The 26,522-nt window shown below is 50.8% G+C and carries 30 protein-coding genes; 21 read left to right on the plus strand and 9 right to left on the minus strand.

The window, feature by feature from the left end:
- Position 1 precedes the first annotated feature (1 nt).
- From EYC87_RS18000 to EYC87_RS18015, 4 genes are read left to right on the plus strand one after another with little or no spacing between them, the layout of a single operon-like run.
- Entirely contained in the window at positions 2-1,339 is a 1,338-nt protein-coding gene (locus EYC87_RS18000; RefSeq protein ID WP_279254109.1) for an SRPBCC family protein, read from the plus strand.
- Positions 1,340-1,828 (plus strand): aromatic-ring-hydroxylating dioxygenase subunit beta, encoded by a 489-nt coding sequence (locus EYC87_RS18005; protein ID WP_279254110.1) that lies wholly within the window; start codon positions 1,340-1,342, stop codon positions 1,826-1,828.
- 52 nt (positions 1,829-1,880) lie between these two features.
- A complete protein-coding gene (hcaB, locus tag EYC87_RS18010; protein ID WP_279254111.1) occupies positions 1,881-2,675 on the plus strand; it encodes a 3-(cis-5,6-dihydroxycyclohexa-1,3-dien-1-yl)propanoate dehydrogenase in 795 nt (264 codons plus the stop codon).
- A complete protein-coding gene (locus EYC87_RS18015) occupies positions 2,672-3,262 on the plus strand; it encodes a 2-hydroxychromene-2-carboxylate isomerase (protein WP_279254112.1) in 591 nt (196 codons plus the stop codon). Before hcaB ends, EYC87_RS18015 begins: the two co-directional genes overlap by 4 nt.
- A gap of 33 nt (positions 3,263-3,295) precedes the next feature.
- Here the strand turns inward: EYC87_RS18015 and EYC87_RS18020 are convergent, their stop codons facing one another.
- Genes EYC87_RS18020 through EYC87_RS18040 form a run of 5 tightly spaced genes read right to left on the minus strand, consistent with a single transcriptional unit; the run spans position 3,296 to position 6,793 of the window.
- Positions 3,296-3,679: a tetratricopeptide repeat protein gene (locus EYC87_RS18020; protein WP_279254113.1), complete on the minus strand. Its 384-nt coding sequence runs from the start codon at positions 3,677-3,679 to the stop codon at positions 3,296-3,298.
- A gap of 7 nt (positions 3,680-3,686) precedes the next feature.
- Positions 3,687-4,520, minus strand: a complete 834-nt coding sequence (locus EYC87_RS18025; RefSeq protein WP_279254114.1) for a DODA-type extradiol aromatic ring-opening family dioxygenase — start codon at positions 4,518-4,520, stop codon at positions 3,687-3,689.
- A 36-nt stretch (positions 4,521-4,556) separates the two neighbouring features.
- The gene (locus EYC87_RS18030) at positions 4,557-4,841 is read right to left on the minus strand and encodes a hypothetical protein (RefSeq protein ID WP_279254115.1); all 285 of its coding nucleotides are present in this window, start codon (positions 4,839-4,841) and stop codon (positions 4,557-4,559) included.
- A gap of 21 nt (positions 4,842-4,862) precedes the next feature.
- Positions 4,863-5,420: an aromatic-ring-hydroxylating dioxygenase subunit beta gene (locus EYC87_RS18035; RefSeq protein ID WP_279254116.1), complete on the minus strand. Its 558-nt coding sequence runs from the start codon at positions 5,418-5,420 to the stop codon at positions 4,863-4,865.
- 14 nt (positions 5,421-5,434) lie between these two features.
- The gene (locus tag EYC87_RS18040; protein ID WP_279254117.1) at positions 5,435-6,793 is read right to left on the minus strand and encodes an aromatic ring-hydroxylating oxygenase subunit alpha; all 1,359 of its coding nucleotides are present in this window, start codon (positions 6,791-6,793) and stop codon (positions 5,435-5,437) included.
- Positions 6,794-7,013: 220 nt separating this feature from the next.
- On the opposite strand from EYC87_RS18040, the gene EYC87_RS18045 reads away from it, so the two are divergent.
- From EYC87_RS18045 to EYC87_RS18075, 7 genes are read left to right on the plus strand one after another with little or no spacing between them, the layout of a single operon-like run.
- On the plus strand, positions 7,014-7,697 hold the full coding sequence (locus tag EYC87_RS18045) for a GntR family transcriptional regulator (protein ID WP_279254118.1): 684 nt from the start codon (positions 7,014-7,016) through the stop codon (positions 7,695-7,697).
- Positions 7,666-8,661 carry a PdxA family dehydrogenase gene (locus EYC87_RS18050; protein ID WP_279254119.1) on the plus strand — a complete coding sequence of 332 codons (996 nt, stop codon included), beginning with the start codon at positions 7,666-7,668 and terminating at the stop codon, positions 8,659-8,661. The genes EYC87_RS18045 and EYC87_RS18050 overlap by 32 nt, the downstream gene beginning before the upstream one ends.
- Positions 8,662-8,700: 39 nt before the next feature.
- Positions 8,701-9,087 (plus strand): hypothetical protein, encoded by a 387-nt coding sequence (locus EYC87_RS18055; RefSeq protein WP_279254120.1) that lies wholly within the window; start codon positions 8,701-8,703, stop codon positions 9,085-9,087.
- Between the two features lie 14 nt (positions 9,088-9,101).
- A complete protein-coding gene (locus EYC87_RS18060) occupies positions 9,102-9,959 on the plus strand; it encodes an alpha/beta fold hydrolase (RefSeq protein ID WP_279254121.1) in 858 nt (285 codons plus the stop codon).
- Positions 9,953-10,756, plus strand: a complete 804-nt coding sequence (gene hpaH / locus EYC87_RS18065) for a 2-oxo-hept-4-ene-1,7-dioate hydratase (RefSeq protein ID WP_279254122.1) — start codon at positions 9,953-9,955, stop codon at positions 10,754-10,756. The genes EYC87_RS18060 and hpaH overlap by 7 nt, the downstream gene beginning before the upstream one ends.
- A 25-nt stretch (positions 10,757-10,781) precedes the next feature.
- On the plus strand, positions 10,782-11,555 hold the full coding sequence (locus EYC87_RS18070) for an aldolase/citrate lyase family protein (RefSeq protein WP_279254123.1): 774 nt from the start codon (positions 10,782-10,784) through the stop codon (positions 11,553-11,555).
- 54 nt (positions 11,556-11,609) lie between these two features.
- The gene (locus EYC87_RS18075; RefSeq protein ID WP_279254124.1) at positions 11,610-12,479 is read left to right on the plus strand and encodes an alpha/beta fold hydrolase; all 870 of its coding nucleotides are present in this window, start codon (positions 11,610-11,612) and stop codon (positions 12,477-12,479) included.
- 72 nt (positions 12,480-12,551) lie between these two features.
- Here the strand turns inward: EYC87_RS18075 and EYC87_RS18080 are convergent, their stop codons facing one another.
- The 4 genes from EYC87_RS18080 to EYC87_RS18095 form a co-directional block, all read right to left on the minus strand.
- Positions 12,552-13,703 carry a Rieske 2Fe-2S domain-containing protein gene (locus tag EYC87_RS18080; protein WP_279254125.1) on the minus strand — a complete coding sequence of 384 codons (1,152 nt, stop codon included), beginning with the start codon at positions 13,701-13,703 and terminating at the stop codon, positions 12,552-12,554.
- An 18-nt stretch (positions 13,704-13,721) separates the two neighbouring features.
- The gene (locus EYC87_RS18085) at positions 13,722-14,258 is read right to left on the minus strand and encodes a 3-phenylpropionate/cinnamic acid dioxygenase subunit beta (protein ID WP_279254126.1); all 537 of its coding nucleotides are present in this window, start codon (positions 14,256-14,258) and stop codon (positions 13,722-13,724) included.
- A gap of 1 nt (position 14,259) precedes the next feature.
- Positions 14,260-15,642, minus strand: coding sequence for an aromatic ring-hydroxylating oxygenase subunit alpha (locus tag EYC87_RS18090; protein WP_279254127.1), 1,383 nt, complete (start codon positions 15,640-15,642; stop codon positions 14,260-14,262).
- A 195-nt stretch (positions 15,643-15,837) separates the two neighbouring features.
- Positions 15,838-17,070 (minus strand): multidrug effflux MFS transporter, encoded by a 1,233-nt coding sequence (locus tag EYC87_RS18095; protein ID WP_279254128.1) that lies wholly within the window; start codon positions 17,068-17,070, stop codon positions 15,838-15,840.
- Between the two features lie 201 nt (positions 17,071-17,271).
- Here EYC87_RS18095 and EYC87_RS18100 point away from each other — a divergent pair, with 201 nt between their 5' ends.
- The 10 genes from EYC87_RS18100 to EYC87_RS18145 all read left to right on the plus strand — a co-directional run bounded on the left by EYC87_RS18100 (position 17,272) and on the right by EYC87_RS18145 (position 26,441).
- Complete coding sequence (locus tag EYC87_RS18100) at positions 17,272-17,757, plus strand: aromatic-ring-hydroxylating dioxygenase subunit beta (RefSeq protein WP_279254129.1); 486 nt, start codon at positions 17,272-17,274, stop codon at positions 17,755-17,757.
- 60 nt (positions 17,758-17,817) lie between these two features.
- Positions 17,818-19,065: an aromatic ring-hydroxylating dioxygenase subunit alpha gene (locus EYC87_RS18105; protein ID WP_279254130.1), complete on the plus strand. Its 1,248-nt coding sequence runs from the start codon at positions 17,818-17,820 to the stop codon at positions 19,063-19,065.
- 96 nt (positions 19,066-19,161) lie between these two features.
- The gene (locus EYC87_RS18110; RefSeq protein WP_279254131.1) at positions 19,162-20,472 is read left to right on the plus strand and encodes an OmpP1/FadL family transporter; all 1,311 of its coding nucleotides are present in this window, start codon (positions 19,162-19,164) and stop codon (positions 20,470-20,472) included.
- 311 nt (positions 20,473-20,783) lie between these two features.
- Positions 20,784-21,845, plus strand: a complete 1,062-nt coding sequence (locus EYC87_RS18115) for an alcohol dehydrogenase catalytic domain-containing protein (RefSeq protein WP_279254132.1) — start codon at positions 20,784-20,786, stop codon at positions 21,843-21,845.
- Positions 21,846-21,911: 66 nt separating this feature from the next.
- Positions 21,912-23,417 (plus strand): ferritin family protein, encoded by a 1,506-nt coding sequence (locus EYC87_RS18120; protein ID WP_279254133.1) that lies wholly within the window; start codon positions 21,912-21,914, stop codon positions 23,415-23,417.
- A 49-nt stretch (positions 23,418-23,466) separates the two neighbouring features.
- On the plus strand, positions 23,467-23,724 hold the full coding sequence (locus tag EYC87_RS18125; RefSeq protein WP_279254134.1) for a toluene-4-monooxygenase system B family protein: 258 nt from the start codon (positions 23,467-23,469) through the stop codon (positions 23,722-23,724).
- A gap of 11 nt (positions 23,725-23,735) precedes the next feature.
- A complete protein-coding gene (locus EYC87_RS18130) occupies positions 23,736-24,074 on the plus strand; it encodes a monooxygenase system ferredoxin subunit (RefSeq protein WP_279254135.1) in 339 nt (112 codons plus the stop codon).
- Positions 24,075-24,090: 16 nt separating this feature from the next.
- Positions 24,091-24,408, plus strand: a complete 318-nt coding sequence (locus EYC87_RS18135) for an MmoB/DmpM family protein (protein ID WP_279254136.1) — start codon at positions 24,091-24,093, stop codon at positions 24,406-24,408.
- 29 nt (positions 24,409-24,437) lie between these two features.
- Positions 24,438-25,433, plus strand: coding sequence for an aromatic/alkene monooxygenase hydroxylase subunit beta (locus tag EYC87_RS18140; protein ID WP_279254137.1), 996 nt, complete (start codon positions 24,438-24,440; stop codon positions 25,431-25,433).
- A complete protein-coding gene (locus EYC87_RS18145; RefSeq protein WP_279254138.1) occupies positions 25,434-26,441 on the plus strand; it encodes a 2Fe-2S iron-sulfur cluster binding domain-containing protein in 1,008 nt (335 codons plus the stop codon).
- The last annotated feature ends 81 nt before the right edge of the window (positions 26,442-26,522 follow it).

The raw sequence follows: 26,522 nt of genomic DNA on the forward strand, positions 1-26,522 counted from the left end.
AATGGCCAGGACAATCGACTTCAGTTCCTATATTGATGAGCGCCCAGATGAAGGTATCTATCGGGTGGACCGGAGCATATTTACCGATCCGGACCTATTCGAACTTGAGATGAAATATATTTTCGAGAAAACTTGGGTCTTTTTATGTCATGAGAGCCAGATCGTGAACCCGAACGATTTCATCACCACGCATATTGGACGCCAGCCAGTAATCGTCAATCGCGATTCGAGCGGAAATATTAACGCCTATATCAATGCCTGTGCGCATCGCGGATTGCTGGTGGAAAACTGCAGCCGGGGCAACAAAAAACTGTTTATGTGCCCTTTCCACGGCTGGTGTTATAAGTCCAGTGGTGAGCTCGTGCACTTTGGTGATTCTGAGCAAGCCGGCTATTCCGACACCTTCGATGGTGGCGAAATGAGTTTGGTAAAAATCGGTCGTGTCGATAGCTATGGAGGATTCGTTTTTGGCAGTTTATCAGCGGATGCACCAGAATTAACAGATCATCTAGCGGCCTCCACTCCACTCATCGATATGCTAACAGACCAAAGTGATGAGGGCCTTGAAGTACTGCCGGGTATTCAAACCTACACCTTTGATGGCAACTGGAAGCTACAGGCTGAAAATGGAGTAGACGGTTATCACGTTGACACCATTCACGCAAACTATGTCAAGACTATCCAGCGTCGGCGGGAATTGCTGCGCGGTGATGACCCGGTCAAGGCAGCGGATGTGGGTGGAATCAGTAAAGCTCTGGGTGGTTACTACGACCTGGATAACGGTCATGTACTTTTGTGGAGTGAGTTCCCCAACCCCGAGGCACGCCCCTTGTACTGGAAGCACAAACAGCTTTGTGAGCAGTACGGAGAATTGCGGGCCAAGTGGATGGACGGATACCTGCGCAACTTGTTGCTCTACCCCAACGTTTTTCTTATGGATCAGATGAGCACACAAATTCGGGTATTTCGCCCTGTATCGGTGAATAAGACTGAGGTGACCACCTATTGCTTCGCGCCCAAAGGCGAGCCCGCTGAATCCCGCAGCACCCGTGTTCGTCAATACGAAGATTTCTTTAATGCCAGCGGCATGGCCACACCCGATGATCTGGCTGCCTTTAACCAAAGCCAGCGCGGCTTCGAGGGGAGCAATGCGAGGTGGAGTGATATGTCCCGGGGTGCTGCTAATTTTATTCCTGGGCCAGACCAGTACGCCGAAGAACTGGGTCTTTCTCCCTTGGGTTCGGGTTCACAACTGGAGGATGAGGGTATCATTGTCACGCAACATCGCCGCTGGTTGCACCTGATGGAACAGGGTCAACAGCAAGAGGAGGGTGTATAGATGTTAATTGAACAACGGCTCGCGGTAGTCGATCTGGTTTTAACAGAGAGCGCTTGTTTGGACGAGAAGAACTGGGCTGGATGGCTGGACTTGTACACAGAGGATGCCGAGTACTGGATTCCAGCGTGGGACGATGAGCATACTCTTACAACTGATCCCCAATGCGAGCTTTCACTGATCTACTATGGCTCGCGCGCAGGCTTGGAAGATAGGGTATACCGCTTAGAAACCGGCTTGTCACTGGCGTCAAGCCCGCTCCCTAGAACATGCCATACCAACAGTAATTTTCGGGTGGAACAGCGCGGCGAAGATGTGTTGGTGCACTCGAGTTGGGTCACACATTCCTACCGCATGAAAAAGTCTCAGATCTATTATGGTCATCAAACCCATACCATGCGGCGTTCTGGCGGTGAATGGAAAATAAGCGGACGATACATTGTTTTGCAAAACGATAGCATCGATAGCGTACTGGATGTTTATTCGGTTTAGTGCAGATTCGATTCTGAATCAGCGCTAGGTCAGACTAGTAAGGGAGAGGGTTATGCGTTTAGAGAATCAGGTTGCGTTGGTTACCGGGGGAGGCACCGGTATCGGTAGGGCAGTGGTAGAGCGTTTTATTAACGAAGGCGCAACAGTGGGTGTTATGGTCAAGGAGCAGACCCATGCAGATGACCTCACCACCACCTTTGGCGACAAGGTTGTCGTCAGTGTTGGTGATGTGCGCAAATTTGAGGATAATCAGCGCGCCGTTGATTCGGTAGTGAGTACATACGGCAAGTTGGACTGCTTTGTCGCTAACGCCGGCATTTGGGACTATATGGGTAGTTTGCAGGAGCAAGACGCCACTACAATTGAGAACAGCTACGCAGAATTGTTCGATATCAACGTCAAAGGCTATGTGCTCGGTGCAAAAGCGGCCCTGCCAGCTCTTAAGAAAAGCCGCGGGTCTATGATCTTCACCGCGTCCAGTTCCAGCTATTTTACCGGGGGAGGCGGCTTCCTCTATGTGGCTACCAAGCACGCGGTACAGGGTCTGATCAAGGCGTTGGCCTGGGAACTGGCCCCGGAAATTCGTGTCAATGGTGTGGCGCCTGGTGGCACACTGACCAATTTGTCCGGACCGGCCTCCACCGGCATGGATACTGTACATATGTTGGATGCACCGGGTATCGAGGAGCTGATTGCTGGCATTACTCCACTGGGTATTCCGGCGCAACCTGAAGACCATGCCGGTATTTTCGTACTGCTGGCCTCGCGCGAAGACGGGCGCTACATGACGGGTACCACTATCCTCAGCGACGGTGGTATTGGCGTTGGGAAAAGGCCAGAAGAGTGAGCGGCGAACTGGAATATTTTTTTGACTTTATGAGTCCCTTTGCCTATCTAGCGCACGATAGCGTGTGCCAATTGGCAAAACGTTATGACAGGGATCTCATCTACAAACCCATCAACCTGCCCGAGGCGAAAATCGCGGCGGGCAACACCGGCCCATCCAATCGTGAGATCCCAGTCAAGCTACGCTATCTTATGATCGATATAAACCGCTGGGCAGAGAAACGTGATTTGCCCGTAGCGTTTCCCGCGTCGCTGGATTCCCACAAAATGAATGCGGGCACTTTTTATGCTCTGGAGAGGGGTGTTGCGGAAAAATATGTAAGGGAAGCCTTTGCGCTGGGCTGGGGGCAGGGCGGGGATATGAGTGCTGAGCGGACCCTGTCCGACCTGGCAGAGACAATGGGCTGGTCAGTGGCGGAGTTTGTCGCTTATGCCAGCATGGCGAAAGAGCTGCCCGAATACATAGCCTCAAACACGGAGGCGGTAGAAAAAGGGGTGTTTGGCGTGCCAACAATTATTATTGACGATCAGATGTGGTGGGGCAACGACCGACTGAGTTTTGTCGAAGAATTTCTTGCACAAGAATAAGTCAGCGATGAACTCGCAGCCCCGCTATTGCTATTATTGTTCCACCTGCGCGTGATTCAATGCACGTTTTATTTTGGCTCGAACGTCTTTGGAATCTTCGCTGAGTAAATAGGCATTTTGATAGGCGCTAACAGCCTCGTTGTATCGCTTGAGGTGCATATAGGCGTCACCGACGATCACCCAGCCTTTCTCTTTAGGTTCGGTTTTAAGCTTTGCTTCAATGCGTTTTATCTGTCGTTCAATTTCCTGCTGTTCTGCCAACGCTTGAGTTTGTGTCGTGTGCTCAACGCTCGCTCGTTGGCTTGATACGCGTGTCTGGTTAGGCTCTGTGGCCATCGATGTTGCAGGCAGTGACATACCGGCCGCTGCTATCGCGATCAGTAGCGGGGTGAATTGGTAACGTCTTTGATATTGCATACTGTATTTACCCTGCTAATTTAAGTTCTGCAACGCCCATGCCGCATATCCATTCAGGAATTGGCTCGTAGCAAATAAGCTCTGCTCCCTTAGCACCGACAGCGCCCATTGCCATAATCCAGTTGCGAATTTCCAGTGAGCCATTGCCGGCGGTTTCAATAAGGTATTCATCGGACATGGCGATCAGCGCCTCCACGTCACCGGCCGCGACCTTATCCAGTACCATGCGGTCGAACTCTTCATTGACCTGGCCCATTTCCGCAGTTCCAACCCAGTGGCTGATGCCTCCTGTGCCAAAAATTGCGACCCTCTCGGCACCTTCGTAAGCCGCCACTGCCTGGCCAATCATCTGGCCCAGTTCGTAGGCGCGGCGTGAGCGCAATAGTGGTTCGACGCCCGATGCGGTATAAATCGGAATGGATTTAATACCACTTTCGTTCGGTTTCACCGCAAAGTGGACGGGTATCATCGTGCCGTGCTCAAGCGTAATATTTTTGGCTACAGCCCAATCAAAGCCGCGGTCGAATCCAAAGTTCATAATGTGTGTGGCCAACTCCGTGTCTATTTGAACTGGATACCGGTCAATGCCCAACCAGGGTTCCCTCGGGCCATCCGCATCGCCAATGGCAATAAGGTACTGAGGCAGGCAGTGAGGGCCAAAGTTGCAGTAGTGGTCGTCGCCGATGACGATAACGGTATCGACATTCATGGCCTTGATCCGGCGGTTCACTTCTTCGAGTGCCTCAAACACAATATCTGCTTTGGCCTGCTCATTGATTTGTGGCGTCGACGCCATCAAGGGGTCGTGGGGGAGACAAAATCCAGCAACTAGTTCAGCCATGCTCATATCCTCATGTAAGTGTGATTGGTTTGCGGTTCAGGAAGCCGGCGGCGCCGAGACTTTTTCATCGCTCATATGATCCAGGTAAGCGAAGGGCATTCCTTCTGGTCCATTGATCATAGGCCAGACCATCATGGTCAGTAGGGTGCTTACACCCAGTTCGGCCAGTGTTTTGAGGTCAACTTCCGTCAGGGCCTTACTCTCTTCATCATCAAGTTGATAGTGGGAGAGATATTCAACGGGGTTTGCCTGAAATTGCCCAATTCGTTCCGGGTTCTCACCAAACTCCCACAATATGCGTTCAACAGTATTTACACTCATGATTATTCTCCGTGGCTACGGCTAGGCAAAAAAGTAAAGGTTTTTGTCCTGAACGACGCGAGCGTCCAAGTCTATCTTACGGCGCGCTAGTTTAAATGTCGTTCCGTCCTGGCGCAGCAAATCCTCTCGGCCGCCAGTGTGGGTGTAGTGCTCCGTTTGCCGACGATGGCGCTGTATCGTGAAGTTGCTGTATACCCGCAGCTCTCCGGGTATTTCGGTGTGGTAGGCCTCTACATTCGAAATATTATGCCGTATGCGGGACGGAGGGTCCTCCATCCAGACCTGTCCAGTGTAGAGTCGTTCCACACGCATTTTCAGCATGGCATAATCATCGTTGTAAATGGCGGCGTCATCGGGGGTCGGTGCCGGGCGTTTGTCTCTCCGAAATCGCTGCTCATAGACGGGCAGCCAATAGTGAATGTCCGGAGCCACTAAGTGTTCAAGCCACTCTCTATAAAGCCCGTCTTGAAGCATGCGGGCCTCAGTATAATAATGTTGTTCAATCTGGTGTTGAAGCTCCGCTGTTACACGTCGCGCGGTTTCCGCGGGGGCTTCTTTTGGCTGTGTGTCAGTCGGCATAATTATCCCTGGAATCAAGACGCGGTGGGGTGGTTTTTCCAAAAATCGCGGTTTTCAAAAGTGCTGTCCCAGCTGTCATCCTTGTCCCGTATTGCATACCAGTTCTCGGCCTTTAGCATCTCTTTGTAAAAGCGATAAAAACCACGATAGCTGGTTTCACCGATGAAACTGGCACCTACAATACCCGGGTAATCCGGATGGGGCCCCTCATGATTCAGCCCCATTGTAGATCGGATGGTACCGCGCCGTGTTACAGAGCCGCGATTTGAGTAGGTACACGTCATCATGTTCTCGCCGTCGTCTGCCTCCAGCGTACCGGCGGTGCCGAAACTGAATGCAGCCCCTTTCTGTATCTTTTTTCTCAAGTCCAGATCCATATCCTTGTGTACCAGTGTCCAGGTCCACACTTCGATCTGATGTGGGCCCCGCGGGTGCCAGACTTTGAAAGTATTGGTCCCGTATAGAAATGAGTTGTTTGGAAATAGCGTACTGTTCCAGTGTCCGTTAAACAAATTCGCCCGGGCTTCTCCCAGATTTTCAGCCACTTTCGGCAGTTGCTCCGCAATAAATTTATCGTAGTCAGCGCGGTCGACTTGTATTGAAGTCGCGGCGTTGTTGATCACTCCGAAACCGTGGCCATGCCGGGTGGTAAATTGTTTACCCATGTCATCGAAGGGCATGTCCGCGCGATTCCCGGCCAACCCGGCCAGTTCTCCACCCATGACTTCCAGGGCTGCAGCGTGTGTCCAGCCAACATGATAGGCGTCACCCACAAAGTTTTCCGCGGGCACCTTCCAGTTACAATCGAGGATAGACTTACTGGGTGGCCCCAGTAGCTCAGCACCATTCCCGGCGCCAATCATCCAGGTATCCAATAGCCAACCAAATTCCCCCAGGTACTCTTCCAGGGAAGGCGCATCTGCATCGAAGCAGCCATAGAGGAAACCACGGTAGGACTCAACCCGAACCTGCGGGAGGCCGCAATCTTCCTTATTCACCTGAGCGTGGCAACGCTGCTCTAAAGGTATGTCAACAAGGGCGCCGTCGGTACCAAATGCCCAGCCGTGGTAATTGCAAATGAAGGCACGTGCGTTGCCGCTCTCAGCGTGGCAGACTTGATTGCCCCGGTGAGTACAGGAATTGATGAAGGCGCGAATGGAGTCGTCTTTCTGGCGGCATACAATGATTTCATCTTCGGCCATGCGGGAAGTGACAAAATCGCCATAGTTGGGTACGAGGCTCTCATGAGTCAGGAAAAGCCAGCATCGGCCAAAAACCCGCTCGATTTCCAATTGATAAAGATCCTGATTCCAGAATATTTCCCGAGACTGTTCACTCCCATCGTTATTGACTAATTCATCGAGATCAATCATCTTTCCAGCCTTCTTTAATTGCTCCAGCCCGGTTACCGGATTACGCTGATATCTGTGCACCTGCACAGATATGGGTAAGCTATATAGCTCGGATTTTATAGAAAATCATAGCGCGCTGAATATTGTAATGCTAGCATTACAGTTTGGTGCTTGGCAACAAGAATGCTCTTTTCGGTCTTATGGAATAATTCTCAAATGAGCCACCACATAGGGAAATATAATGAGTACGGTAACGACACAACGGAAAGATTCCAAAGGTGCACTGTCGGGTAAAGCGGGTTTGATACTGACCGAGCTGGAAAACAGGTTTGTCAGTGGTAAATACCAATTTGGAGAGCTGCTTTCCATCAATTCTTTGGCCGAGGAATTTGAGGCGAGCCGACAGCCGGTTAGTACGGCAGTCAGTTACTTGCGGAGCATGGGCTATGTCAACATAGTTCCTCAGGTTGGGTGCAAAGTGGTGTCTCCTAGTAAGCAAGAGATTGCAGACTTTTTCTATACCCTGGGGAAGGCAGAAAGCGGAATTGCTGGTAAGGCCGCTACTCGATGGATTGATAACGAGATTGAGCAGCTACAGCAGGTGGAGTCCGTCATTTCGGGCACAGCCTTTGATACGTTGGAACATCGGGATGCCTATGCCGATTCGGTCAATCATTATCACTACAAAATCCACGATATGGCGCGCTCCCCGAGTATTTCGCTATGGCTGGAGAGCCTGTGGCGGCTCGCGGACTTTTACCTTTGGCAGGGAGCCAGTATCAATTTTACTAAAGGAAAAGTTCAAACAGCCCATAAGGAACGCAGAGCAATCATCCGCGCAATCAAACAGTGCGATGTGTCATTGGTTGAGTCACTGATGGAGGAGCATGTGAATGGCAAACCCCGGCGTGTCGGAGTTGTCTAAGCCCAACATTGCAATAATGATCGGTGATCCCGCCGGTGTGGGCCCCGAAGTTGTGGCTCGTTCTTGGGCCAGCGGTGAATTGCATCAAGTGTGTCGCCCCATTCTGATCGGCAGCGGAGCAGTCATGCACCAGGCGATGCGCGATTGCGGCTTGTCCCTGGCCATAAATATCGTTAACTCCTTAACAGAGCAAAGTGATGACGAAGGAGTATTGGACATTCTTGAGCCAACCGAGTTTGACTCTGGCAGCTACACCCCAGCTCAGGATAACCTTAGCTGTGGCGCTATCAGCGCACAGTGGTTGGATGAAGCCGACCGGATGGCCAGAACGGGAGAGTGCGTCGCCACGGTGATGGCACCGATCAGTTCTGTCTCCATGAAGATGGCTGGCGTTCTCGACAAGGTGGTCAATGTGGAACCGGGGCAAAGTTACCTTTTTCTTATCAGCGGGCCGCTGCGGGTGATGCATCTCACAGATCATATGCCTTTGCGTCAGGTGTGTGACGTAATCACAAGTGAGTTGGTGACAAGTGCTCTTAAGATGCTGGATACAGCATTAAAATCCTGGGGAATAGAAAAACCCCGCATCGTGGTGGCTGGACTGAACCCTCATGCCAGCGGTGTTGAAGAAGACCAGGAAATTGCGCCCGGGGTGGCTCGTGCACAGTCCATAGGTATCGATGCGACAGGCCCCGAGCCACCTGATTCCGTGTTTAGGCAGTGTATCGAAGGGCGCTACGATGTGGTGCTGGCGATGACTCATGACCAGGGTCATATCGCGATTAAAACCTGGGGCTTTGCCGGTAATTGTGCATTGGTTTTAGGTCTTCCTTATGTGCACACTACAGTAGCACACGGCACAGCCTATGATCTGGTTGGTACCGGTCGCGCCGACCACACGATGGTGTTGACTGCCATAAAAACCGCTGCCAGCCTGGTGGCAGGTAAGGGGTTCCTTGAATAGAAGAAGACACGAAGCTCCATTAAGTATGAGGTAATTATTATGGCAACCCCCGTTACATTTGGAAGTTTGTTGGAGATAGATGGCGTAACAAGTGCTGTTCGCTGGCGAGAAGCTGTGCCTGGCAAGGGCGCTGTCTCTCCTCCGCTCCTGCTTGAGTTTATTGGCGACATGACAAAAGACAGAGCCAGTCGTCTGATGGCCCACGCCGAAGCGGCGGGCTTGGCTGTTTTTGGTATCAGCCAACTCAGTTACCACCGGGCACCTCAGGACAAGTCGGTGGTTTACCCACTCGATGCCTACTATGTGCACAGCATGAATGGTTCGGTAGTGGCCAGCATCAACCGGGTTGGTGTGTTGCTGGATAACGCGGTAAACACCGACATCCAGGGTTTGATCCAAAAAATGAACCTCGTGGACAATAGCTAACAGGAGCTAAAGTAATGGTTTTCGACGCGCATGAAAAAATGATTCCATCGGGAGAGCTGGCCAGCAATTGCCTGTTGGCAGGCGACCCTAAGAACCCGCCCTTGTTGTTGCTACATGGTGCCGGGCCCGGGGCGAGCGCCGCATCAAATTGGCTGCTGTGCGCCCCCGATTTAGCCCGACATTTCTACGTCATTGCGCCCGATGCCATTGGTTTTGGGAAGTCTGAAATGCCCAATCCAATACCTGAAAAAATCAGCAAGTGGATGGGCTACAGAGTTGAGCAGGTCAAGGGTCTACTGGCTGAGTTGGGTATTGAAAAAACCCATATTATTGGCAATTCAATGGGTGGTGCGCTGGCCATGCAATGTGTCATTGAAATGCCCGAACTTTTCGATAAGTGCATGTTGATGGGCGCTATCGGAGCGCCATTTACGAAGTCGCCCACGCTCGCGCGGATGATGAGTTTTTATGACGACCCCCGTATCAGTCGCTACCGGGAGCTCATTGAGAGCTTTGTATACGACCCGAGTGTATTTGACAACATAGATGAGATAATTCAGGAGCGCTTTGCCAAAGCCATGGATCCCGAGTTGCGGCCTATTCAGGAGTTGATGTTCAAGGCGATGAATGAGGGCATGGATAGCATAATCATCCCTCCGCCCGTCCTGAATCGTATGGAGCACGAATGGGTTATTGTGCATGGCAGACAAGATAAAGTCGTTCCATTAGAAACCAGCCTTTATTTTCTCGAGCACTTGAAAAACGCCGAGTTACATGTCTTGGATCGCTGTGGCCACTGGGCGCAAACCCAGCGCTGGGACGCGATGCTTCCTATCATCATGAATCACTTTTTGCCCCAGGTGGCATGCTAGACCAACGGGTCATCGAGGATGCAGCACGAGCGCTTGATTCAGCGCTAACAAGTGGTGTCACTATAGGTCAGTTTTCGACGCGTTACCCTGATATGACTATTGAAGATGGTTATGCCATTCAGTCGCGATGGACGCGGTTGAGGATGCAGCAGGGTCACAAAATTGTGGGTCGTAAAATAGGTCTCACCTCCCGGGCCATGCAGCAGTCAGCGCAGATAACAGAGCCCGATTACGGTATCTTGTTTGAAGATATGGTGTTTTCAGACAATTCTGAAATCCCCTTTGATCGGTTTATTGCGCCTATGGTCGAGCTCGAAATAGCCTTCGTGCTCGGAAAGCGTTTGGAGGGTGAGCACATTAGCTTGTGTGATGTATTGAGCGCAACAGACTACGTCTGCCCGGCGGTTGAAATTGTCGACTCCCGTGTGATCCGCATTGATCCCCAGACGGGTAACCGTCGCAAGGTCTTCGATACCATCGCCGATAATGCCGCCTCTGCTGGCCTTATTACGGGCGGACTCCCGGTTAAACCTGGAGAGGTAGATTTACGCTGGGTTGGCGGGATCCTGTCACGTAACGGGCTTATCGAAGAGACAGGCGTGGCAGCGGGCGTCCTCAATCATCCGGGTAATGGGGTGGTGTGGTTGGTTAAGAGGCTGGCGGCCCACGGCATTGCTCTGGAGGCAGGGCAGGTCATTTTGGGCGGTTCTTTTACGCGGATAGTGGTTGCCGAGCGGGGCGACACCTTTCATGCGGATTTTGGCTCCCTGGGTAGTCTAGGCTTCCGTTTTGTATAAACTGGCTGACATCTCTGGATAAAAGATGCATGTACCGATAATCGAAAACTCGTTCAAACGGGCGCTAAATGCCGGGCAATTGCAACTTGGTGCGTTTATGGCGCTGGCCGACGCGACCACAGCAGAATTGATGGCAAACACTGATTTTGACTGGTTGGTGATTGATGGCGAGCACGGCCCAAATGATATTAATAGTATTACACGGCAATTGCAGTCATTGGCGGCATACCCTGTAAAACCAGTTGTCAGGCTAAAGGATCACAACGTAGCCAATATCAAACAGACTCTCGATATAGGGGCTCAAACCCTATTGATACCAATGGTAGAATCATCCGGACAAGCCACACAATTAGTCAAAGCCATCCAATATGCTCCTAAAGGTGTTCGTGGACTGGGTGGCGGATTGACCAGGGCGACCCGCTGGGGAGCGATCACCGATTATCTTCACAAAGCGGAAGAGGAGATATGCCTGGTGTTGCAAATTGAAAGCCCTGAAGGTATCGAGGAACTCGAGGGAATTGCTCTTACTGAGGGTGTTGATGCTGTATTTATAGGCCCGGCCGATCTTGCCGCATCGATGGGATATCTGGGGCAACCCGGCCACCCTGATGTCTGTCTTGCTGTCGAACAGGCCATAGAAAAAGTGCACACGCTCGGGAAGCCAGTGGGTGTTTTCTGTGGAGAGCCATTGCAGGCGAAACGATACAGGGAGATTGGCGCGAGTTTTTTTCTGATTGGTGCGGATACCATGCTGTTAAAAACGGCAGCTGACCATCTGGTCGCGCGATTTCGTACTTGAAAACTAAATAGTGAATTAATCAGAGATTTGTTAATTCTAGAATAGGAGCTAATCATGTCATTGTGGCTGGATTTTATGGGCGCAGAAATTCGCTATGTGAAAACGGCGTCTTACGGAAAAACCCGTATTGCGGAGGCCGGCACATGCAACAAGGAGACACTGATTCTCTTGCACGGGGTAGGTGGGCACTGCGAAGCCTACGCAAAAAATGTGGTTGCCTTATCGGATGAGTTTCACGTAGTAGCGTACGACTATGTAGGGCAGGGCATGTCCGACAAACCCTTGCTTGATTACACACCGATGGTTTTAGTTGATCATTTACGCGAATTAATGGATGCACTGGGTGTTAAGCAGGCGCATTTATCAGGCGAATCCATGGGTGGCTGGGTGTCAGGGCTTTTCACCATTGAATACCCCGATCGCGTTTTAAAACTAAATTTAAATACCGCAGCCGGCTTACCGATTATTACCGACAAAGGCCGAGAAGAGTTACAAGACTTGATCGACCTGACATCCAAAGCCACAACAATGGGCCCACCCACGTTTGAAAGCGTTAAAAATCGTATGAAATGGTTATTTCACCCGAATAACCACGATAGCATGATAACCGATGAGCTGGTGAACACTCGGCTTACATGTTACCGGCAACCCGGCTCAAAAGAAGTGGCTTCCAAAGTGCTGGCCATGATTGGTATGCACGACGACTACCTGATTCCAATGGAAAGAATAAAGAAGGAAACCCTTTTCCTATGGACCCATGACAACCCATGCCATGATGTTCCTTGTGCCGAAAACAGCGCGGCAAAAATACCAGGCTCGATGCTCTACATAATGAAAAATGACGCTGCTCATTGGCCTCAGTACGAATCACCCGAAGAGTTTAATAAGGTATTACGCAGTTTCTTGCGCACCGGAAAAGTCTAATAATTTGGATACGGGCGTATCAAGGCCAAGTAAATTCAGTTGCTATGGATCCTGGCATGAATGGGGACGCGACTACAAGTCGCTTGGGGATTGAATGCCGCGATTCATCTCGCTGGCCAATTTTCTCCACGCGATGATATTACGGTCCGCTTCAAATAGCTGTTCATTGACCCAACCCCAATCATCTTCGTAAAAGGTTTGCATTGCTTCACGCGCCCAAATATCGTCATCATTAAAGCCGTGTAAACTTAGCGGCTTCCAATGTTCATGGAATTCTTTTTCATAGGCCGCTTCTTCAACAGGATTTTCGACACGCCGTCCCAGTGTTCGAAAATACCAATGCGAGGTCTCATCCCGTGGAACATACCATTCAAACTGAATAAGTGAAGGATCGGGGAAAGGATCTACCTTTAGGGCACCGGGCAGCCAAATAGAAATTTGCAGTGCAATGCGCTTGTCGCCGCCCATCACACTATGGACAACCGGTTCGCCCTGAATTGTACCTTCAAAAATCGGTCTTGAATGGGCGCCAAGATTGTCAAACACACCCGTTGGTCCCTCATCACCTTTAACCAGGGTGACCATTTTATTTTCTTCGCCACGATTTGGAGAAAAACCGAGGGGTACCACCGTTTCATTTTCCGGCATCATCTGGCTGTCTTTATGAATAAAAACGTGGGTAGAGTCAAAACCATTTTCAGCACCCATACGCCAATTAGAGTTCACCTTTGTTTTGATGCCATGAATCGCCATATTGTCATCTAAAAAGTTCGGTGGTACATCATGTGATAAAGGAGGAGGATCAATATCCCCCATAAAAACAAAAATCAGCCCCTTGGCCTCCTGGGCAGTGTAGGTTTTGAGTTTGAGTTTGCCGACTCTGCGGCTGCCCGGGTCAGTCAGGATGTCGCAAAGCAGGCCATCCTTCCATTGATACGTCCACGCATGATACCAGCAAGTGATGGTGTCCTTGGTGTAACACTCGAGCTTTTGGGATAGTGGAACCCCCCGGTGTAAACACCGGTCTTTGATAACAAATACGTCGCCATCGATCCGGTTAATGAGAATGTTTTCGCCTAATAACTTCGTGCTAACCGGCTTGCCTTCATTTACTTCGCTGGAGAAAAAAATGGGGTACCAATGATTTCGAAAACCCAATTTGGCTTGCACGTAGCCACGCCACTGCTTGGTTTTTCTTAAAACATCTTCGTTAACCATTTCCATGACCTTTATCTGCTGGGTTCAGAGGTATACATTTAGGTTTTTGCTGAGCAAGATGTTTTGTTTAAGAACGATCAGGCGCTTTACCAGTTCGAAGCTGCTGCCCTTGCGCCGCCAAAGATCTTCCCGGTTACCTAACAGCGTATCCTGGTCCCGTTCATTACGATTGCGATACGCGAGGAAATTCGAGTATACGCGGAAGTGATCGTCCTGGTCGCTTAGTTCAACTTCGACATTGGTGATTAGGTGGGTGTAGCGTGTGGCTGGGTCTTCCGACCAGGCCGTACCTGTTTCGAGGCGTCGCAAGCGCTTTTTTAAGTCGTCCAGATTGTCGTTATAGTAGGCCATTCGTGTCTGGTCTCCAATCTGGTCCGTTTTGTCCCGTCGATAGCGTGTTTCGATGCCGGGCATGAAATAGTGTAAATCTTCAGCCAGCATCTCCACCCACTCGCTGTACCTCTCCTGGTCCATTAACCTGGCTTCTTTATAGAGAACCTGTTGCAGCGAGATGATCAGGTCCAAGGTGGGAGCTTCAAGTTTTGCAGATCCAGTCGTCATTCTACTTCCCCCCATTTTTTAGGTCACTGAGGCCAGCGATATCCCGGGTTTCCAAGCCGCTAAACTTTGGCTCCCACCGGTAGGGGATATCGTTCGCGGTCGGTGCTTCCATCATATCGACCCAATGTTGATAGAAGTTACGCTGGTTGGCATCGTTATACTGGCCGCGATAAACCAGGCCAGGCAGTATCGGGTGATCATCGACTTTGCGATTAATACCGCAGCGGTAGTGGAGTTTCTCCTGGCGGGTCACGACTCCCCGATTAACTGTCGTGCAGTTCTCCCAGTTTTCCCCATCATCCATCTCGAAAGCCCCGCCGGGCCCGAACGTTTGCATGACGCCCCGGGTGACCTCATCTTTGATGTCATCGGGCATTGCTTTGTTGACGATCACCCAGGTTTTCAGTTCAAACTTCCAGGGGCCTTTGGGCTGCCATTGACGGAAAGTGGAAATACCGGGCAAAAAAGAGATGTTGGGAAAGATTGACGCGGAGGCCACAGAGCCAAAAATTTTGGAACGCATCTCACCCAGCCGTTTAGCCATGTCCGGCCGGATCCTGTTGTAGTATTCAATCACCTTGGGGCGCCCCAGCAGTACCAGGTCGCCCATTCCCTCCAGGCCAAACTCCCAGCCGTGACCGTTGATGCTGGCGTGGAAAGAATTCTCCATGTCGACAGGGGGGAAAGGTTCGCCATTGTTCATGGCGCGAGACCCCGAGTCATGGGTCCAGCCAGCGTGATAGGCATCCCCGATAAAATTTTCAACACCAAGCTTCCAGTTGGCGTTGATCTCGGACTTGATGCAGCCACCAATCAGTTCGGTACCACCGTCTTCGTTGTCCAGTAGGATGTCCAGATACCAGCGGAAGTCACCCAGCCATTGCTCCAAAGAGTGGGCACCGGGATCAAAATTGGCAAATATCAGGCCTTTGTAATTGTCCACATGGGCCACCTGCTTCAATCCGTGTGTCGATTTATCGATATCGCCTGGGTCGTAACAATACTCCTCATGCATGCCCATTAGTGAGCCGGCTGAATCGAAGGCCCAACCGTGATAATTGCAGGTAAACCTGCGGGCATTACCGGCATCGGCGAAGCATACCTTGTTGCCACGGTGGGGGCAGGAGTTGAGAAAAACTTTTACAGCCCCGTCTTTTTGCCGGCTGACGATAACTCCATCTTCTCCCATAGATGTGGTGACGAAATCACCGGCATTGGGGATCTGGCTTTCGTGCGCGACAAACAGCCATGAGCGGGCAAAGATCCGATACAACTCTTGCTCATAGATTTCTTGTTCACAAAAAATCTGGCGGTCTACCCAGCCCTCGTTTATGTCAATTAAGTGATTGAATCCCATGGTCTTTTTTATCAGGTTCGCGTCCATTACCAAGCCTCTACTGTTTGGGTGTTCTCTCGTGATTAAAGTTCGCCTTGAAGCGTACATATGCTAGCATGCCAGTTGGACATCCTACAAACATTGCTCGCTGGGGGAAGATATCGACTCCCATCCCAAATTGACCTGGGCTACCCACTGAATTCTACCGCGTCTGCATAACCCGCCCCTTGGTAAAAGGACCGATCATGCTGGAGTCTCGGCAGCTGTGCTGCCTTGTAGACGCTGGAACAGCATAATCAGGATCACAGCCATAGCCAGGAAAAGCAATTGCCCAACTGCGAAGTTTAACCGTGAGGTATTCAGCAAGGGAATGGCGATGCTGGTGACTACGGCACTAATGGCGACCTGTACAAAACCCTGCATTGATGTGGCGCTGCCTCGTCTCAGCGGAAAATAGTCAAGGGCCAAGATCGTGATAGCCGGCATGATCATGGCATAGCCGAAAGCATACATGACCAAAGGCGCGATGACGGAATACAGCGTGGCGGTACTCAGCAGTGAACTGAGCAGATTTAACACCGCAGCGATTATCATTATACAAAAACCTATCGCTATAGTTCGGGCCGGCGGCCACTGGTGTGCTTTGCGCCCTGAATAATAGGACCCCAATATCATACCGCCAACCAAGGGCACGAAGTGTAGACCAAAGTCAGTTGTAGAAAGCCCCAGAAATTCGTAGACAACCGTGGGGGCGCCAGCAATATAGACGAACAAGCCCGCGAACCCCAGGGACAGACTGAAAACCAAGCAAACGAACTGTCTGTGCAGGGCGATTTGCAGATAGGCGGCGCTTACTTTGTAAGGATGAAATGATTGGCGCTTGTCACCGGGAAGAGTTTCCCGTATCGCAAACCCCAATAGCAGAAGTAGGGCTCCAAAGCTGCTGAGAAACCAAAATACACTACGCCAGCCGAACTGGTCCTGTAGGGCGCCGCCCAATATCGGAGCGATTGCCGGGCCCGTGGCGAATATTAAGGTTACCTGGGCCATGGCTTTGTGGGCGGAACTGGTATCGTAACTATCGCGAATCATTGCCCGCGCGATAATAAAGCCGCCGCTGGCTGTCAGCCCTTGTGCAGCGCGCGACATGAGGAAGCTCTTTGCATCGGGAGAAAGAGCACAGGCCATCGAAGCAATTAGATACAGTGACATGCTAACCAGCAAAGTCCTGCGGCGCCCAATTCGGTCTGATAGTGGCCCCCAGAATAAGGTGGAAACAGCAAACGCGAGTAGATAAACGGTCAAACTTTGCGCGAGCAATGCGCGGGTCGCGTCAAAGGCTGCTTCAATATCGGGAAAAGACGGCAGATAGGCATTGATGCTAAACGGCCCCACCATTGAAAGCAGAGCCGCCGTAACTGTTAGCTGCCGCCTGGAGTTTTTATTTTCTTGTGGGCTAAAAGAATCAGTGGGCATCTATGTCGGAAATACTGGAGAGAAAGCGCATTGGGGGCAAGAGTCTTTACCTTATCAGCAAATAGGACTGTTGTTGATTTGCATAAATTGCAATGCTAGCATGCCAGTACAATGCTAGCAACGCTACTGTGGGTGGCCGGCCAAGTCGAGGTGGCGCGTGTATCAGGCTGCTAGTCGTATGTGATCGGAGTACAGGGAGGAATGACGGATAAAATGATGACCCAAGAGCTGAAAAACGAAGTAGAAGACTTGCTCAACCGGTATGTGCAATGTATCGATGACGATGAACTTGAATCCTGGCCAGCGTTTTTTACCGACAGCTGTCTTTACCGGATTATTCCCAGGGAAAATGAAGAAGTCGGTCTGCCGGCAGCGGTCATGTGGGGCGACAGTAAAGGTATGCTCGAAGACCGAGTCGTTGCGCTTCGAAATGCTAATGTGTATCAGGTTCAATGGTATCGGCATATCATTAGTAATCCGTGTATTCGGTCAGTAAGCGATGGGGCAATCAGTGTTCAGTCGAACTATGCAGTGTTTAAAACCTGCAACAATGGTGAGAGTGAAGTTTATAATGTGGGAAAGTATGTAGACCTTATCGTTCGAGATAGTGGTGTATTGAAGTTCAAAGAGCGTTCCGCAATTTTTGATACCCACAAAATTACCACTCTCATGGTAATCCCGATTTAACCACGCTGATTTAAGCCTACTGTCCCGTTGCAGGGATAAAGTAAAAGAAGGAGAAACTGGATGACTGTAAGCAATCGTATGAAATGGCCGGAAAATGCCGACCATACTGCTGTCCCCTATTATGTATTTCACGACCAGGATATTTACAATCGTGAACAGGATAAAATATACAACGGTCCTGCCTGGCATTTTGTTGCGTTGGAAGCGGAGCTGCTCCAACTGGGTAGTTTCAAATCCACCTATATCGGTGACACGCCTGTCGTCGTGACGCGGGGTCAGGATAATGAAATCTATGCCTGGGTAAACCGATGTGCGCATAGGGGAGCTGAAGTGTGTCGACATAGACACGGAGTTTCCGAGGACGGCACATTCACCTGTGTTTACCATCAGTGGGCCTACGATGCCAAGGGCGACTTACGCGGCGTGCCCTTTCAGCGCGGGCTGGCAGGAAAAGGGGGTTATCCGAAAGACTTCGATAAAACTCAACACGGCTTACGTAAAGTTAAAGTGGTTAGTTACTGTGGTGCGATTTTCGGGACCTTCAGTGATGCGACACCTGATATCGAAACTTATATGGGAGAGGATGTCAGTTTGTTCTTCAAACGTATTATGAACCGCCCCGTGGAGGTTCTGGGTACGACTCGCCAGTATATAAAAGGCAATTGGAAGTTTTACGCTGAAAACTCTAAAGACCCCTACCATGCAAGCTTGCTGCACCTGTTTCACGCGACCTTTGGCCTTTATCGGTCCTCTCAAGAGGGGGCTACACTCATTAATAACGATTTCCACACGGTATTGTGGGCGAAGAGCGGCGAGGAGGACGAGGCAGCGCTGGAGGATGTCAAAAAAGACAAACTGAGAACCTATCAGGCAGGCACTTACACTCTCAACGACCCATCGCTCCTCGTGGGACAACAAGAATTTGACGACGGCATTTCACTGGTCATCCTCACTCTGTTTCCCTCTTTGGTATTGCAGCAAATACAGAACACGTTGGCGGTTCGCCAGATTTTGCCCAAGGGTAAAGATGAGTTTGAATTGGTGTGGACGTATTTTGGCTATACAGATGACAGCGAAGAATTGCGCAACATACGGCTGAAACAGCTTAACCTGATTGGCCCCGCCGGATTGATTTCCATGGAAGACGGAGAGTCTACTGAGCTGTGCCACAAAGCGATCGTGAGCGATGGTGATCGCACCAATGTTATTCTCATGTCGGGTAGCGAGACTCAGAGTGAGGGCCACCTGGTTACGGAGTCCGCTGTCCGTGGCCTGTGGAAAGGCTACCGCAAGATGATGGATCTGTAATCCCAAACTGTCATAAACCACGTCCGACGCAGCTGTCAGCTGCGTTCAATCTACGGCAGACCTATTAAGCCGCTGTTGATCGGTATGGAGCAGTAAATGACGCTCTCAAGAAAATGGTCAGTCTGTTATCTGATTGGCACTGTGTATTGCAGTACGGCAATGGCGGGTGGGGGCTATTTTTCCCTGGGTGATGGCCCAATTGCAAGGCAGACAGCAGGGGCGGTTACTGCGGTGGCTGAAGATGCATTCGCGGGCAGTTCCAATCCCGCTAAGCTCACAGCCGTAGGAGATCGTGTTGAAATAGGACTGGAGTTTTTTAATCCCCATCGCAAGGTTAAAAGAACGGACGCCGCGGGCCCTGGAGAGGTTTACAACTTCTCCTCCACCAGTAAGAACTCCCTGTTTCTGATACCGGAAATTGCCTGGTCACGGCAGCTCAGTGATCGATTTGCGCTGGGTGTGACCGCTTATGCCAACGGTGGCTTGAATAGCGAGTATGAACAAACTACCGGTGTTGATGGCACCAACGGAAACCCTGAAACGTGCAAGGACAAGCCAGGCAACTTCTTTCTTGGTTGCGGCAATGCTGGGTTTGACCTGAACCAATTGGTGCTGGCCCCCACTCTTGCCTGGAAGATAACGGAACATCAAAGCATTGGAGTTGCACCGTTAATAGCGATACAGCGTTTTGAGGCTTTTGGCCTACAAGCGCTAACACCGCTTTCTCGTTTTCCAGAAAAGGTAACCAACCGTGGCCACGATATCGCTGTGGGCACGGGTGTAAGAATCGGTTGGTATGCAAAACCGCTACCGTGGATCAGCATCGGCGCCGCATACGCCACAAAAACATCAATGCAGGAATTTGATAAATACGAAGGTTTGTTTGCTGAAGGTAGTTTTGATATTCCTGAAAATTACAATATTGGCGTTGCAATGCGACCGAATCATCAATGGAGTTTGTCCCTGGATATCCAGAAAATTCATTACAGCGATGTCAAAGCCCTAGGCAATAGTGTGACGAACTCGCTCATCGACCCCGTGGTTAGCCCTTTGGGAAGTGCTAGCGGTAGCGCCTTTGGATGGCGCCGTGATCAGACAAACTACAGGGTGGGAGCCGCTTACCGATCGACTCCGCGGCTGACGATAAGGGCGGGGTACGCTTACGGAAAACGGCCCAATAAAGAGAGTATCGAGGCGGTAAGTTTCAGTATGTTGACGCCCAACCCCATCCATCAAGCCACACTCGGGTTTAGTTGGGAAACGACAAGGGGTAACGCCCTACATGTGGCGATAGCCCGCTATCTGAGGAGCAGCTACCGTGGACCTTCAGCGCTAGTGCCCGGTGCGACCGAAACGCTTGCGGCGCATGTTAACACGCTGTCAATTGGCTGGACCTGGGTGTTATAGCGAACAGCCGCTCGCCGTTAGTCGGGTAATGATTTCTCAAGTAGCCGTTTTATCACCGGTGATTATTTGAAAAATTTGGGTATGTGGGATGCCAAAATGGGATTGCCTAGGGTTTTATCAATTGGTGAAAACGGGATTTCGCTGGCACATTCAGGTTTCGTGATAAATCCTATAGAAAACAGCTATATAGGAGGGCTTTTGGTCTCTGGTACGATATTTGCAGTGTAAATTACGAAACTAAGTGTTTACAGTCTTTTGTTAGAGCGACGTCCTGACGATTGATCATACAGTTAACTTTGGTGAGGAATCTTATGAAAGCAGCAGTCTACTTTGGACCTGAAGATATAAAGGCGACAGACGTAGACGATGCGCGCCTGCAAAATTCTCACGAAGTACTCGTAGAAGTTGCCGCCACCTCCCTTTGTGGTTCAGACTTGCACCTGTATCGAGGGGCCCTTGATGGCATCATGGAAAAAGGCCGCTCCCAGACCGGACACGAGCTGATCGGTACGGTCCGTGAAGTGGGAAGTACCGTGGGTAAGTTTAAAGTAGGAGACCGTATTTCCATGGGCTATTCCTGCTCCTGTGGCGAATGTTTTATGTGTCATGTGGGTCAGACCGCTCATTGTGAAACCACCAATAAAGCGGTGTACGGATTTGGTGTCGGGTTTGGTGATCTCAACGGCACCCACTCCGAGGCGCTGGTGTTACCTCATGCAGACGGTCACGCCATCAAAGTGCCGGACAGCATCTCCGACAGCGCTGCACTTACCCTATCTTGCAATCTTCCTACGGCAATCATTGCCAATCAGCTGGCGAATATACAGCCGGGCGAAAAAGTTGCCCTGGTGGGCTGTGGCCCCACCGGTTTATTGTGCCTGGATTTAATCACCCAGCGCGGAGCAGGGCTTGTGGTTGCCATGGATACGCTCGACTACCGTCTCGGTATTGCTGCCTCTAAGGGTGCCGATACCATCAATACGGCTCGTGATGACTGGAAAGAAAAAGCCATGGCCGCTAGCGATGGACGCGGCTTTGACAAGGTAATTGAAGTCGTGGGTAGTCCGGAGTCTCTGCAAATCGCATTGGATATTATCCGCCCCGGCGGCGTTATCGCTGCAATGGGTGTGTTCTGTGATGATCAGTTTAATCTGGTTTTAATCGATGTATTCTTGCGGGACATCTCCTTGCATATGAACGGTTTTGCCAATGTTCAACCATTTATGTGGGAAGGCTTGCGTATGCTGGAGCGCGGGGCCATCCAACCGGATCAATATTTCAGTCACAACTATTCACTGGCCAATATCGATGAGGCTTTTAAAACCTTCCATGAGAAAACGGACGATGTACTCAAGGTCTTGATTCGACCTTAAAGCAATAGTTAAGCCGGCGTTTAAGGCCACTAATTTTAGATTTGATTTATAGCGAGAGATAAAACCATGGCAATACACCAAAGAAATGACTGGTATGACCTGACCAGGGCTACCAATTGGACTCCCAGCTACGTCACCGAGGACGAACTATTCCCCGATGAAATGTCCGGTTCTATGGGCATTCCGATGGAAAGTTGGGAAGTTTACGACGAGCCCTACAAAACCACGTTTCCCGAGTATGTAAAAGTCCAACGTGAGAAAGATGCCGGTGCCTACTCGGTAAAAGCGGCGCTGGAGCGGGCGAAGATTATCGAGAAATCCGATCCTGGCTGGGTCACTATTCTCAAGCAGCACTACGGCGCGATCGCGCTGGGAGAGTACGCAGCGGTAACCGGAGAAGCGCGCATGTCACGTTTTTCAAAGGCCCCGGGCAACCGCAACATGGCGATGTTCGGTATGCTGGATGAAACCCGCCACGGTCAAATACAGCTGTACTTCCCGCACGAGTACTGCAAAACCGATCGCCAGTTTGACTGGGCGTGGAAGGCGTACCACCAAAACGACTGGGCTTCTATTGCGGCGAAGCATTTCTTTGATGACATTATTACCGGCCGCGATGCCATCAGCGTGGCTATTATGCTCACCTTTGGCTTTGAGACCGGCTTCACCAATATGCAGTTTTTGGGTCTTGCGGCGGACGCAGCTGATGCCGGCGACTATACCTTTGCCAACCTGATTTCCAGCATCCAAACCGATGAATCACGCCATGCGCAGCAAGGTGGCCCCGCATTGGAAATCCTTATTGCCAACGGCAAAAAGGAAGAGGCCCAGCTGAAAGTCGACATGGCGGTATGGCGAGCTTGGCGTTTGTTCGCCATTTTGACTGGCCCAGCACTGGACTACTACACTCCCCTGGAGCATCGCGGACACTCCTTCAAAGAATTTATGCACGAGTGGATTGTCGGGCAGTTCGAGCGTTCACTGATAGACCTTGGGCTGGATAAACCCTGGTACTGGGACACCTTTATGGAGGAGTTGGACTCCACACACCACGGCTATCATCTGGGTGTCTGGTACTGGCGTCCCACCATCTGGTGGAACCCCGCAGCGGGTGTCACACCGCAAGAGCGCGATTGGTTGGAAGAAAAGTATCCTGGCTGGAACGCCCGCTGGGGGCAGTGTTGGGATGTGATCACCGAAAACCTGATAGCCGACAAAGAGGAGTTAACCCTGCCCGAAACACTTCCTCTGGTGTGCAATATGAACCAGTTGCCCATTTGTGGCATCCCCGGTGAAGAGCATTGGGATATGAAAGTGTACACGGTAGAAAAAGATGGCAGATTGTTTCATTTTTCTAATGAGGTGGACCAATGGGTTTTCGAACAAGATCCCCAGCGCTACGAGCAGCATATGAGTATTGTCGACCGATTCCTCAACGGCGATGTCGAGCCAATGAACCTGCAAGGTGCCCTGGAATACATGGGCATGGAGGGTGTCGCAGAGCTGGGTAGGGACGCGCACGATTATGCGTGGATTGAGAAAGTGAAAGACAACATGAAAAAAGCCAGCTAGCTTTTTGACTTCAACTCGATAAAAGGGGCCAGCCCCAGGAGATTTAACAATGGCACTTTTCCCATTGCATTCCAGTTTTCAAGCTGACTTTGTTGTCCAGCTCGTGCCGGTCGATTCCGAGGACACTATGGATCGGGTTGCCGAGCAATGTGCTCACCACTCCGTCAACCGGCGCGTACGTAAACAGCCGGGAGTAATGCGTGTCCGGCGCCATCGCACCGAGGAATTATTCCCCAGGGATATGAAGGTCAGTGACAGTGGGCTAAAACCTACAGAAGTCATCGATATTATTTATCAACAGAGTTAAGGGATTGATCTATGGGCTATGAAAAAGTTGCCTCACTGGAAGATTTGTGGGAAGGCGACATGGACACATTTGAAACCGGCGATGGTACAGAGGTTCTGATTGCCGTCGCTGACGGTGGGGAAGTGAAAGCTTACCAGGCCATGTGCCCTCATCAACAAATCTTGCTTTCTGAGGGCACGTTCGAAGAGGGGATCATCACCTGTAGGGCTCATCTGTGGACATTTGAATGTAAAACGGGTCAAGGCATAAACCCGGCGACAAGTTGCCTGGCGGAATATCCTACCGAAATTCGCGGTGAAGATATCTACGTCAATGTAGAAGGTATTGAACCCGTAATGGCCCCGGCCTAAAAAAGGTAAATAAGTTATGAGCAACAAAAGCGAAACTGACAAACTGCTACACAATAACAATGTGGGACCGATCGTGCGAGCGGGTGAAGTTGCCGAGGCAGTTGCAGAAGCCGCCATCATCGATAACCCGGAAAAAGAAGTCACGGTGGAAGCCAACGGTGCATACTCCAGAATTTACGCAGAAAGTGAGTTGATCGTCACACGAGAAACACTGCAAGAAGAGCTCGGTCGGGATTTCAAAATGAATGAACTTGAAATCAATTTGGCGTCTTTTGCGGGACGAATTGAGGTGACTGAAGACCAGGCGCGTTTTTACTACACCACCACGCTTTAACGGATAACAGACTATAGCAGGCTAAAACCATGGCATTTGATTTAGAACAAAAACCACTGAGAACTTGGAGCCACCTGGCAAAGAATCGCAGAAAGCCCAGTGAGTACGACATTGTCTCTAAAAATCTTCATTACAGTATGAACAATGCCGATGCGCCCTGGGAACAGGCGCCGAACTCACCGATGAATATGTGGTACAAAAAGTACCGCAATGAGACTCCACTTAAACACGAAGACTGGGATGTATTCAGTGATCCGGACAAATTGGTATATCGGACGTATAACCTGCTGCAGGATGGCCAGGAAAATCATGTCCAAAGTCTCTTCGACCAGTTTAATGAGCGCGAGCACGACAAAATGCTGGAGGTCGACTGGGTGTCGGCGCTCGCCCAGCTCTACACGCCGCTGCGATATGTCTTTCACGCGCTACAGATGTCTTCCACCTATGTGATGCAAATGGCCCCGGCCAGTACGATTTCGAACTGTGCGACATTCCAGGCTGCTGACCTTCTGCGCTGTGTAACCCACACCGCTTATCGTACCTTTGAGTTGTCTACCACCTACCCCGACATGGGCTTTGGTGCCGCTGAGCGCGGTTGCTGGGAAGATGCGGCCCACTTTCAGCCCATGAGAGAGCTCATTGAAAAGCAGTTGGCCAGTTACGATTGGTCCGAGGCCGTGGTCTCCCTTTGTTACGTCGTATTGCCCATGTTGGCAGAGGGTGTCCTCAAGCCACTATCTGAGGCGAGCCGTCAGGGTAACGACACCTTGATGCCAATGCTCATCGATTCTCAGTTGCATGATTCGCAGCGCCATCAGCGTTGGGCGACTGAGTTGCACAAAGTGCTTTTGGCAGATAATGAGAGCAATGAAGCGGTTATTCAACAGATAGTCGACAAGTGGGTACCCTTGGCCGATGCCGCGATGGATGCTTATATTAGCGCTATTCCAAATTCTCCAGTGAGCGCGAATGACGCCATTGCCGCAGCGGAGAAAGTACGCCGGGACATAATGGGAGCTGCATAAATGGCCACGGTAAAAATCGATGGTGGCGACACAACCTATGATTGTGGCAGCGAAGACACCCTGTTGCGGGCCGCCCTGAGGGCGGGCCTACAAATTTCATACGAGTGCAATTCCGGCGGCTGCGGTTGCTGTAAGGTGCGGGTGCTGGAGGGCGAAGTGGAGAACCTCTTTCCTGAGGCACCGGCGCTCACAGAGCGCGATTTACGTAAGGGGTTTGTGCTGGCCTGTCAAAATAAATGTGCCAGTGATGGCCTGGTCTTAAAGACGCGCCTGGAAACCTGGAACCCAAAATTACTCAAGCCGGCGCGATTTACGGCCACGCTGGCGCAAAAGATTGAGATTGCCAGCGATCTAATTGAGTTCGTTTTCAGCATCGAACACGATGTTGATTATCTCGCAGGCCAGTTTTTCATGCTGAATATTCCCGGTGTTGGCGAGCGGGCCTATTCCAATTCGTCGATAGCTACTGGGTCGCGCGAAATCAAGTTTGTTATCAAACGCATGCCGGTTGGAAGAGGCAGTAATTACCTGTTCACAGAGGCAGTAATTGGAGACGAGTTCGGTTGTGACGGTCCCTATGGCCACTCCTATTTCCGTGATGATGTAAAGCGCGATGTTGTTCTCGTTGCCGGCGGCTCTGGTTTGTCTCCCATGTTGTCTATCTTGCGGTATTTGAGTGTCAACCCGAGTATTGCCAGGGGCGTACAGTTTTACTACGGCGCCAAGGCCTTGAATGAACTCAATGAGGAATACATACGCGAGGCGGCGGTGGGTCTGGGCGATCGATTTTCTCTGAGCTGTGGTTTGTCGGGCTCGGAAGAAGAATGTGGCGACTGGCGCGGAGAGAAGGGCTTCATCCACGAGGTTGTAGATCGCAATCTGCAAAATTACAACGACAACGAATTTTATCTTTGCGGCCCGCCTCCCATGACGGCCGCGGCGCAAAAGCATCTGATGGTAGAGAGGAAAGTACCCTTCGATCAAGTGCATTTCGACCGCTTTTTCTAACGCTTGGGCCAACGATTCATCGGACCAGTGGCAACTGTACGCAAGGTGGGATGGGGTGAAGAAGGGAATAGATAAGTTGGA

It is taken from the genome of Candidatus Seongchinamella marina (assembly GCF_026262685.1).
In the GTDB taxonomy this organism is placed as follows: domain Bacteria; phylum Pseudomonadota; class Gammaproteobacteria; order Pseudomonadales; family Halieaceae; genus Halioglobus; species Halioglobus marinus.

Bases quoted from the DNA above. Each gene is read 5' to 3' on its own strand.
- EYC87_RS18000 (WP_279254109.1), top strand. From the start codon at position 2: ATGGCCAGGACAATCGACTTCAGTTCCTATATTGATGAGCGCCCAGAT.
- EYC87_RS18005 (WP_279254110.1), top strand. From the start codon at position 1,340: ATGTTAATTGAACAACGGCTCGCGGTAGTCGATCTGGTTTTAACAGAG.
- hcaB (WP_279254111.1), top strand. From the start codon at position 1,881: ATGCGTTTAGAGAATCAGGTTGCGTTGGTTACCGGGGGAGGCACCGGT.
- EYC87_RS18020 (WP_279254113.1), bottom strand. From the start codon at position 3,679: ATGCAATATCAAAGACGTTACCAATTCACCCCGCTACTGATCGCGATA.
- EYC87_RS18025 (WP_279254114.1), bottom strand. From the start codon at position 4,520: ATGGCTGAACTAGTTGCTGGATTTTGTCTCCCCCACGACCCCTTGATG.
- EYC87_RS18030 (WP_279254115.1), bottom strand. From the start codon at position 4,841: ATGAGTGTAAATACTGTTGAACGCATATTGTGGGAGTTTGGTGAGAAC.
- EYC87_RS18035 (WP_279254116.1), bottom strand. From the start codon at position 5,420: ATGCCGACTGACACACAGCCAAAAGAAGCCCCCGCGGAAACCGCGCGA.
- EYC87_RS18040 (WP_279254117.1), bottom strand. From the start codon at position 6,793: ATGATTGATCTCGATGAATTAGTCAATAACGATGGGAGTGAACAGTCT.
- EYC87_RS18045 (WP_279254118.1), top strand. From the start codon at position 7,014: ATGAGTACGGTAACGACACAACGGAAAGATTCCAAAGGTGCACTGTCG.
- EYC87_RS18050 (WP_279254119.1), top strand. From the start codon at position 7,666: ATGGCAAACCCCGGCGTGTCGGAGTTGTCTAAGCCCAACATTGCAATA.
- EYC87_RS18055 (WP_279254120.1), top strand. From the start codon at position 8,701: ATGGCAACCCCCGTTACATTTGGAAGTTTGTTGGAGATAGATGGCGTA.
- EYC87_RS18060 (WP_279254121.1), top strand. From the start codon at position 9,102: ATGGTTTTCGACGCGCATGAAAAAATGATTCCATCGGGAGAGCTGGCC.
- hpaH (WP_279254122.1), top strand. From the start codon at position 9,953: ATGCTAGACCAACGGGTCATCGAGGATGCAGCACGAGCGCTTGATTCA.
- EYC87_RS18070 (WP_279254123.1), top strand. From the start codon at position 10,782: ATGCATGTACCGATAATCGAAAACTCGTTCAAACGGGCGCTAAATGCC.
- EYC87_RS18075 (WP_279254124.1), top strand. From the start codon at position 11,610: ATGTCATTGTGGCTGGATTTTATGGGCGCAGAAATTCGCTATGTGAAA.
- EYC87_RS18080 (WP_279254125.1), bottom strand. From the start codon at position 13,703: ATGGAAATGGTTAACGAAGATGTTTTAAGAAAAACCAAGCAGTGGCGT.
- EYC87_RS18085 (WP_279254126.1), bottom strand. From the start codon at position 14,258: ATGACGACTGGATCTGCAAAACTTGAAGCTCCCACCTTGGACCTGATC.
- EYC87_RS18090 (WP_279254127.1), bottom strand. From the start codon at position 15,642: ATGGACGCGAACCTGATAAAAAAGACCATGGGATTCAATCACTTAATT.
- EYC87_RS18095 (WP_279254128.1), bottom strand. From the start codon at position 17,070: ATGCCCACTGATTCTTTTAGCCCACAAGAAAATAAAAACTCCAGGCGG.
- EYC87_RS18100 (WP_279254129.1), top strand. From the start codon at position 17,272: ATGACGGATAAAATGATGACCCAAGAGCTGAAAAACGAAGTAGAAGAC.
- EYC87_RS18105 (WP_279254130.1), top strand. From the start codon at position 17,818: ATGACTGTAAGCAATCGTATGAAATGGCCGGAAAATGCCGACCATACT.
- EYC87_RS18110 (WP_279254131.1), top strand. From the start codon at position 19,162: ATGACGCTCTCAAGAAAATGGTCAGTCTGTTATCTGATTGGCACTGTG.
- EYC87_RS18115 (WP_279254132.1), top strand. From the start codon at position 20,784: ATGAAAGCAGCAGTCTACTTTGGACCTGAAGATATAAAGGCGACAGAC.
- EYC87_RS18120 (WP_279254133.1), top strand. From the start codon at position 21,912: ATGGCAATACACCAAAGAAATGACTGGTATGACCTGACCAGGGCTACC.
- EYC87_RS18125 (WP_279254134.1), top strand. From the start codon at position 23,467: ATGGCACTTTTCCCATTGCATTCCAGTTTTCAAGCTGACTTTGTTGTC.
- EYC87_RS18130 (WP_279254135.1), top strand. From the start codon at position 23,736: ATGGGCTATGAAAAAGTTGCCTCACTGGAAGATTTGTGGGAAGGCGAC.
- EYC87_RS18135 (WP_279254136.1), top strand. From the start codon at position 24,091: ATGAGCAACAAAAGCGAAACTGACAAACTGCTACACAATAACAATGTG.
- EYC87_RS18140 (WP_279254137.1), top strand. From the start codon at position 24,438: ATGGCATTTGATTTAGAACAAAAACCACTGAGAACTTGGAGCCACCTG.
- EYC87_RS18145 (WP_279254138.1), top strand. From the start codon at position 25,434: ATGGCCACGGTAAAAATCGATGGTGGCGACACAACCTATGATTGTGGC.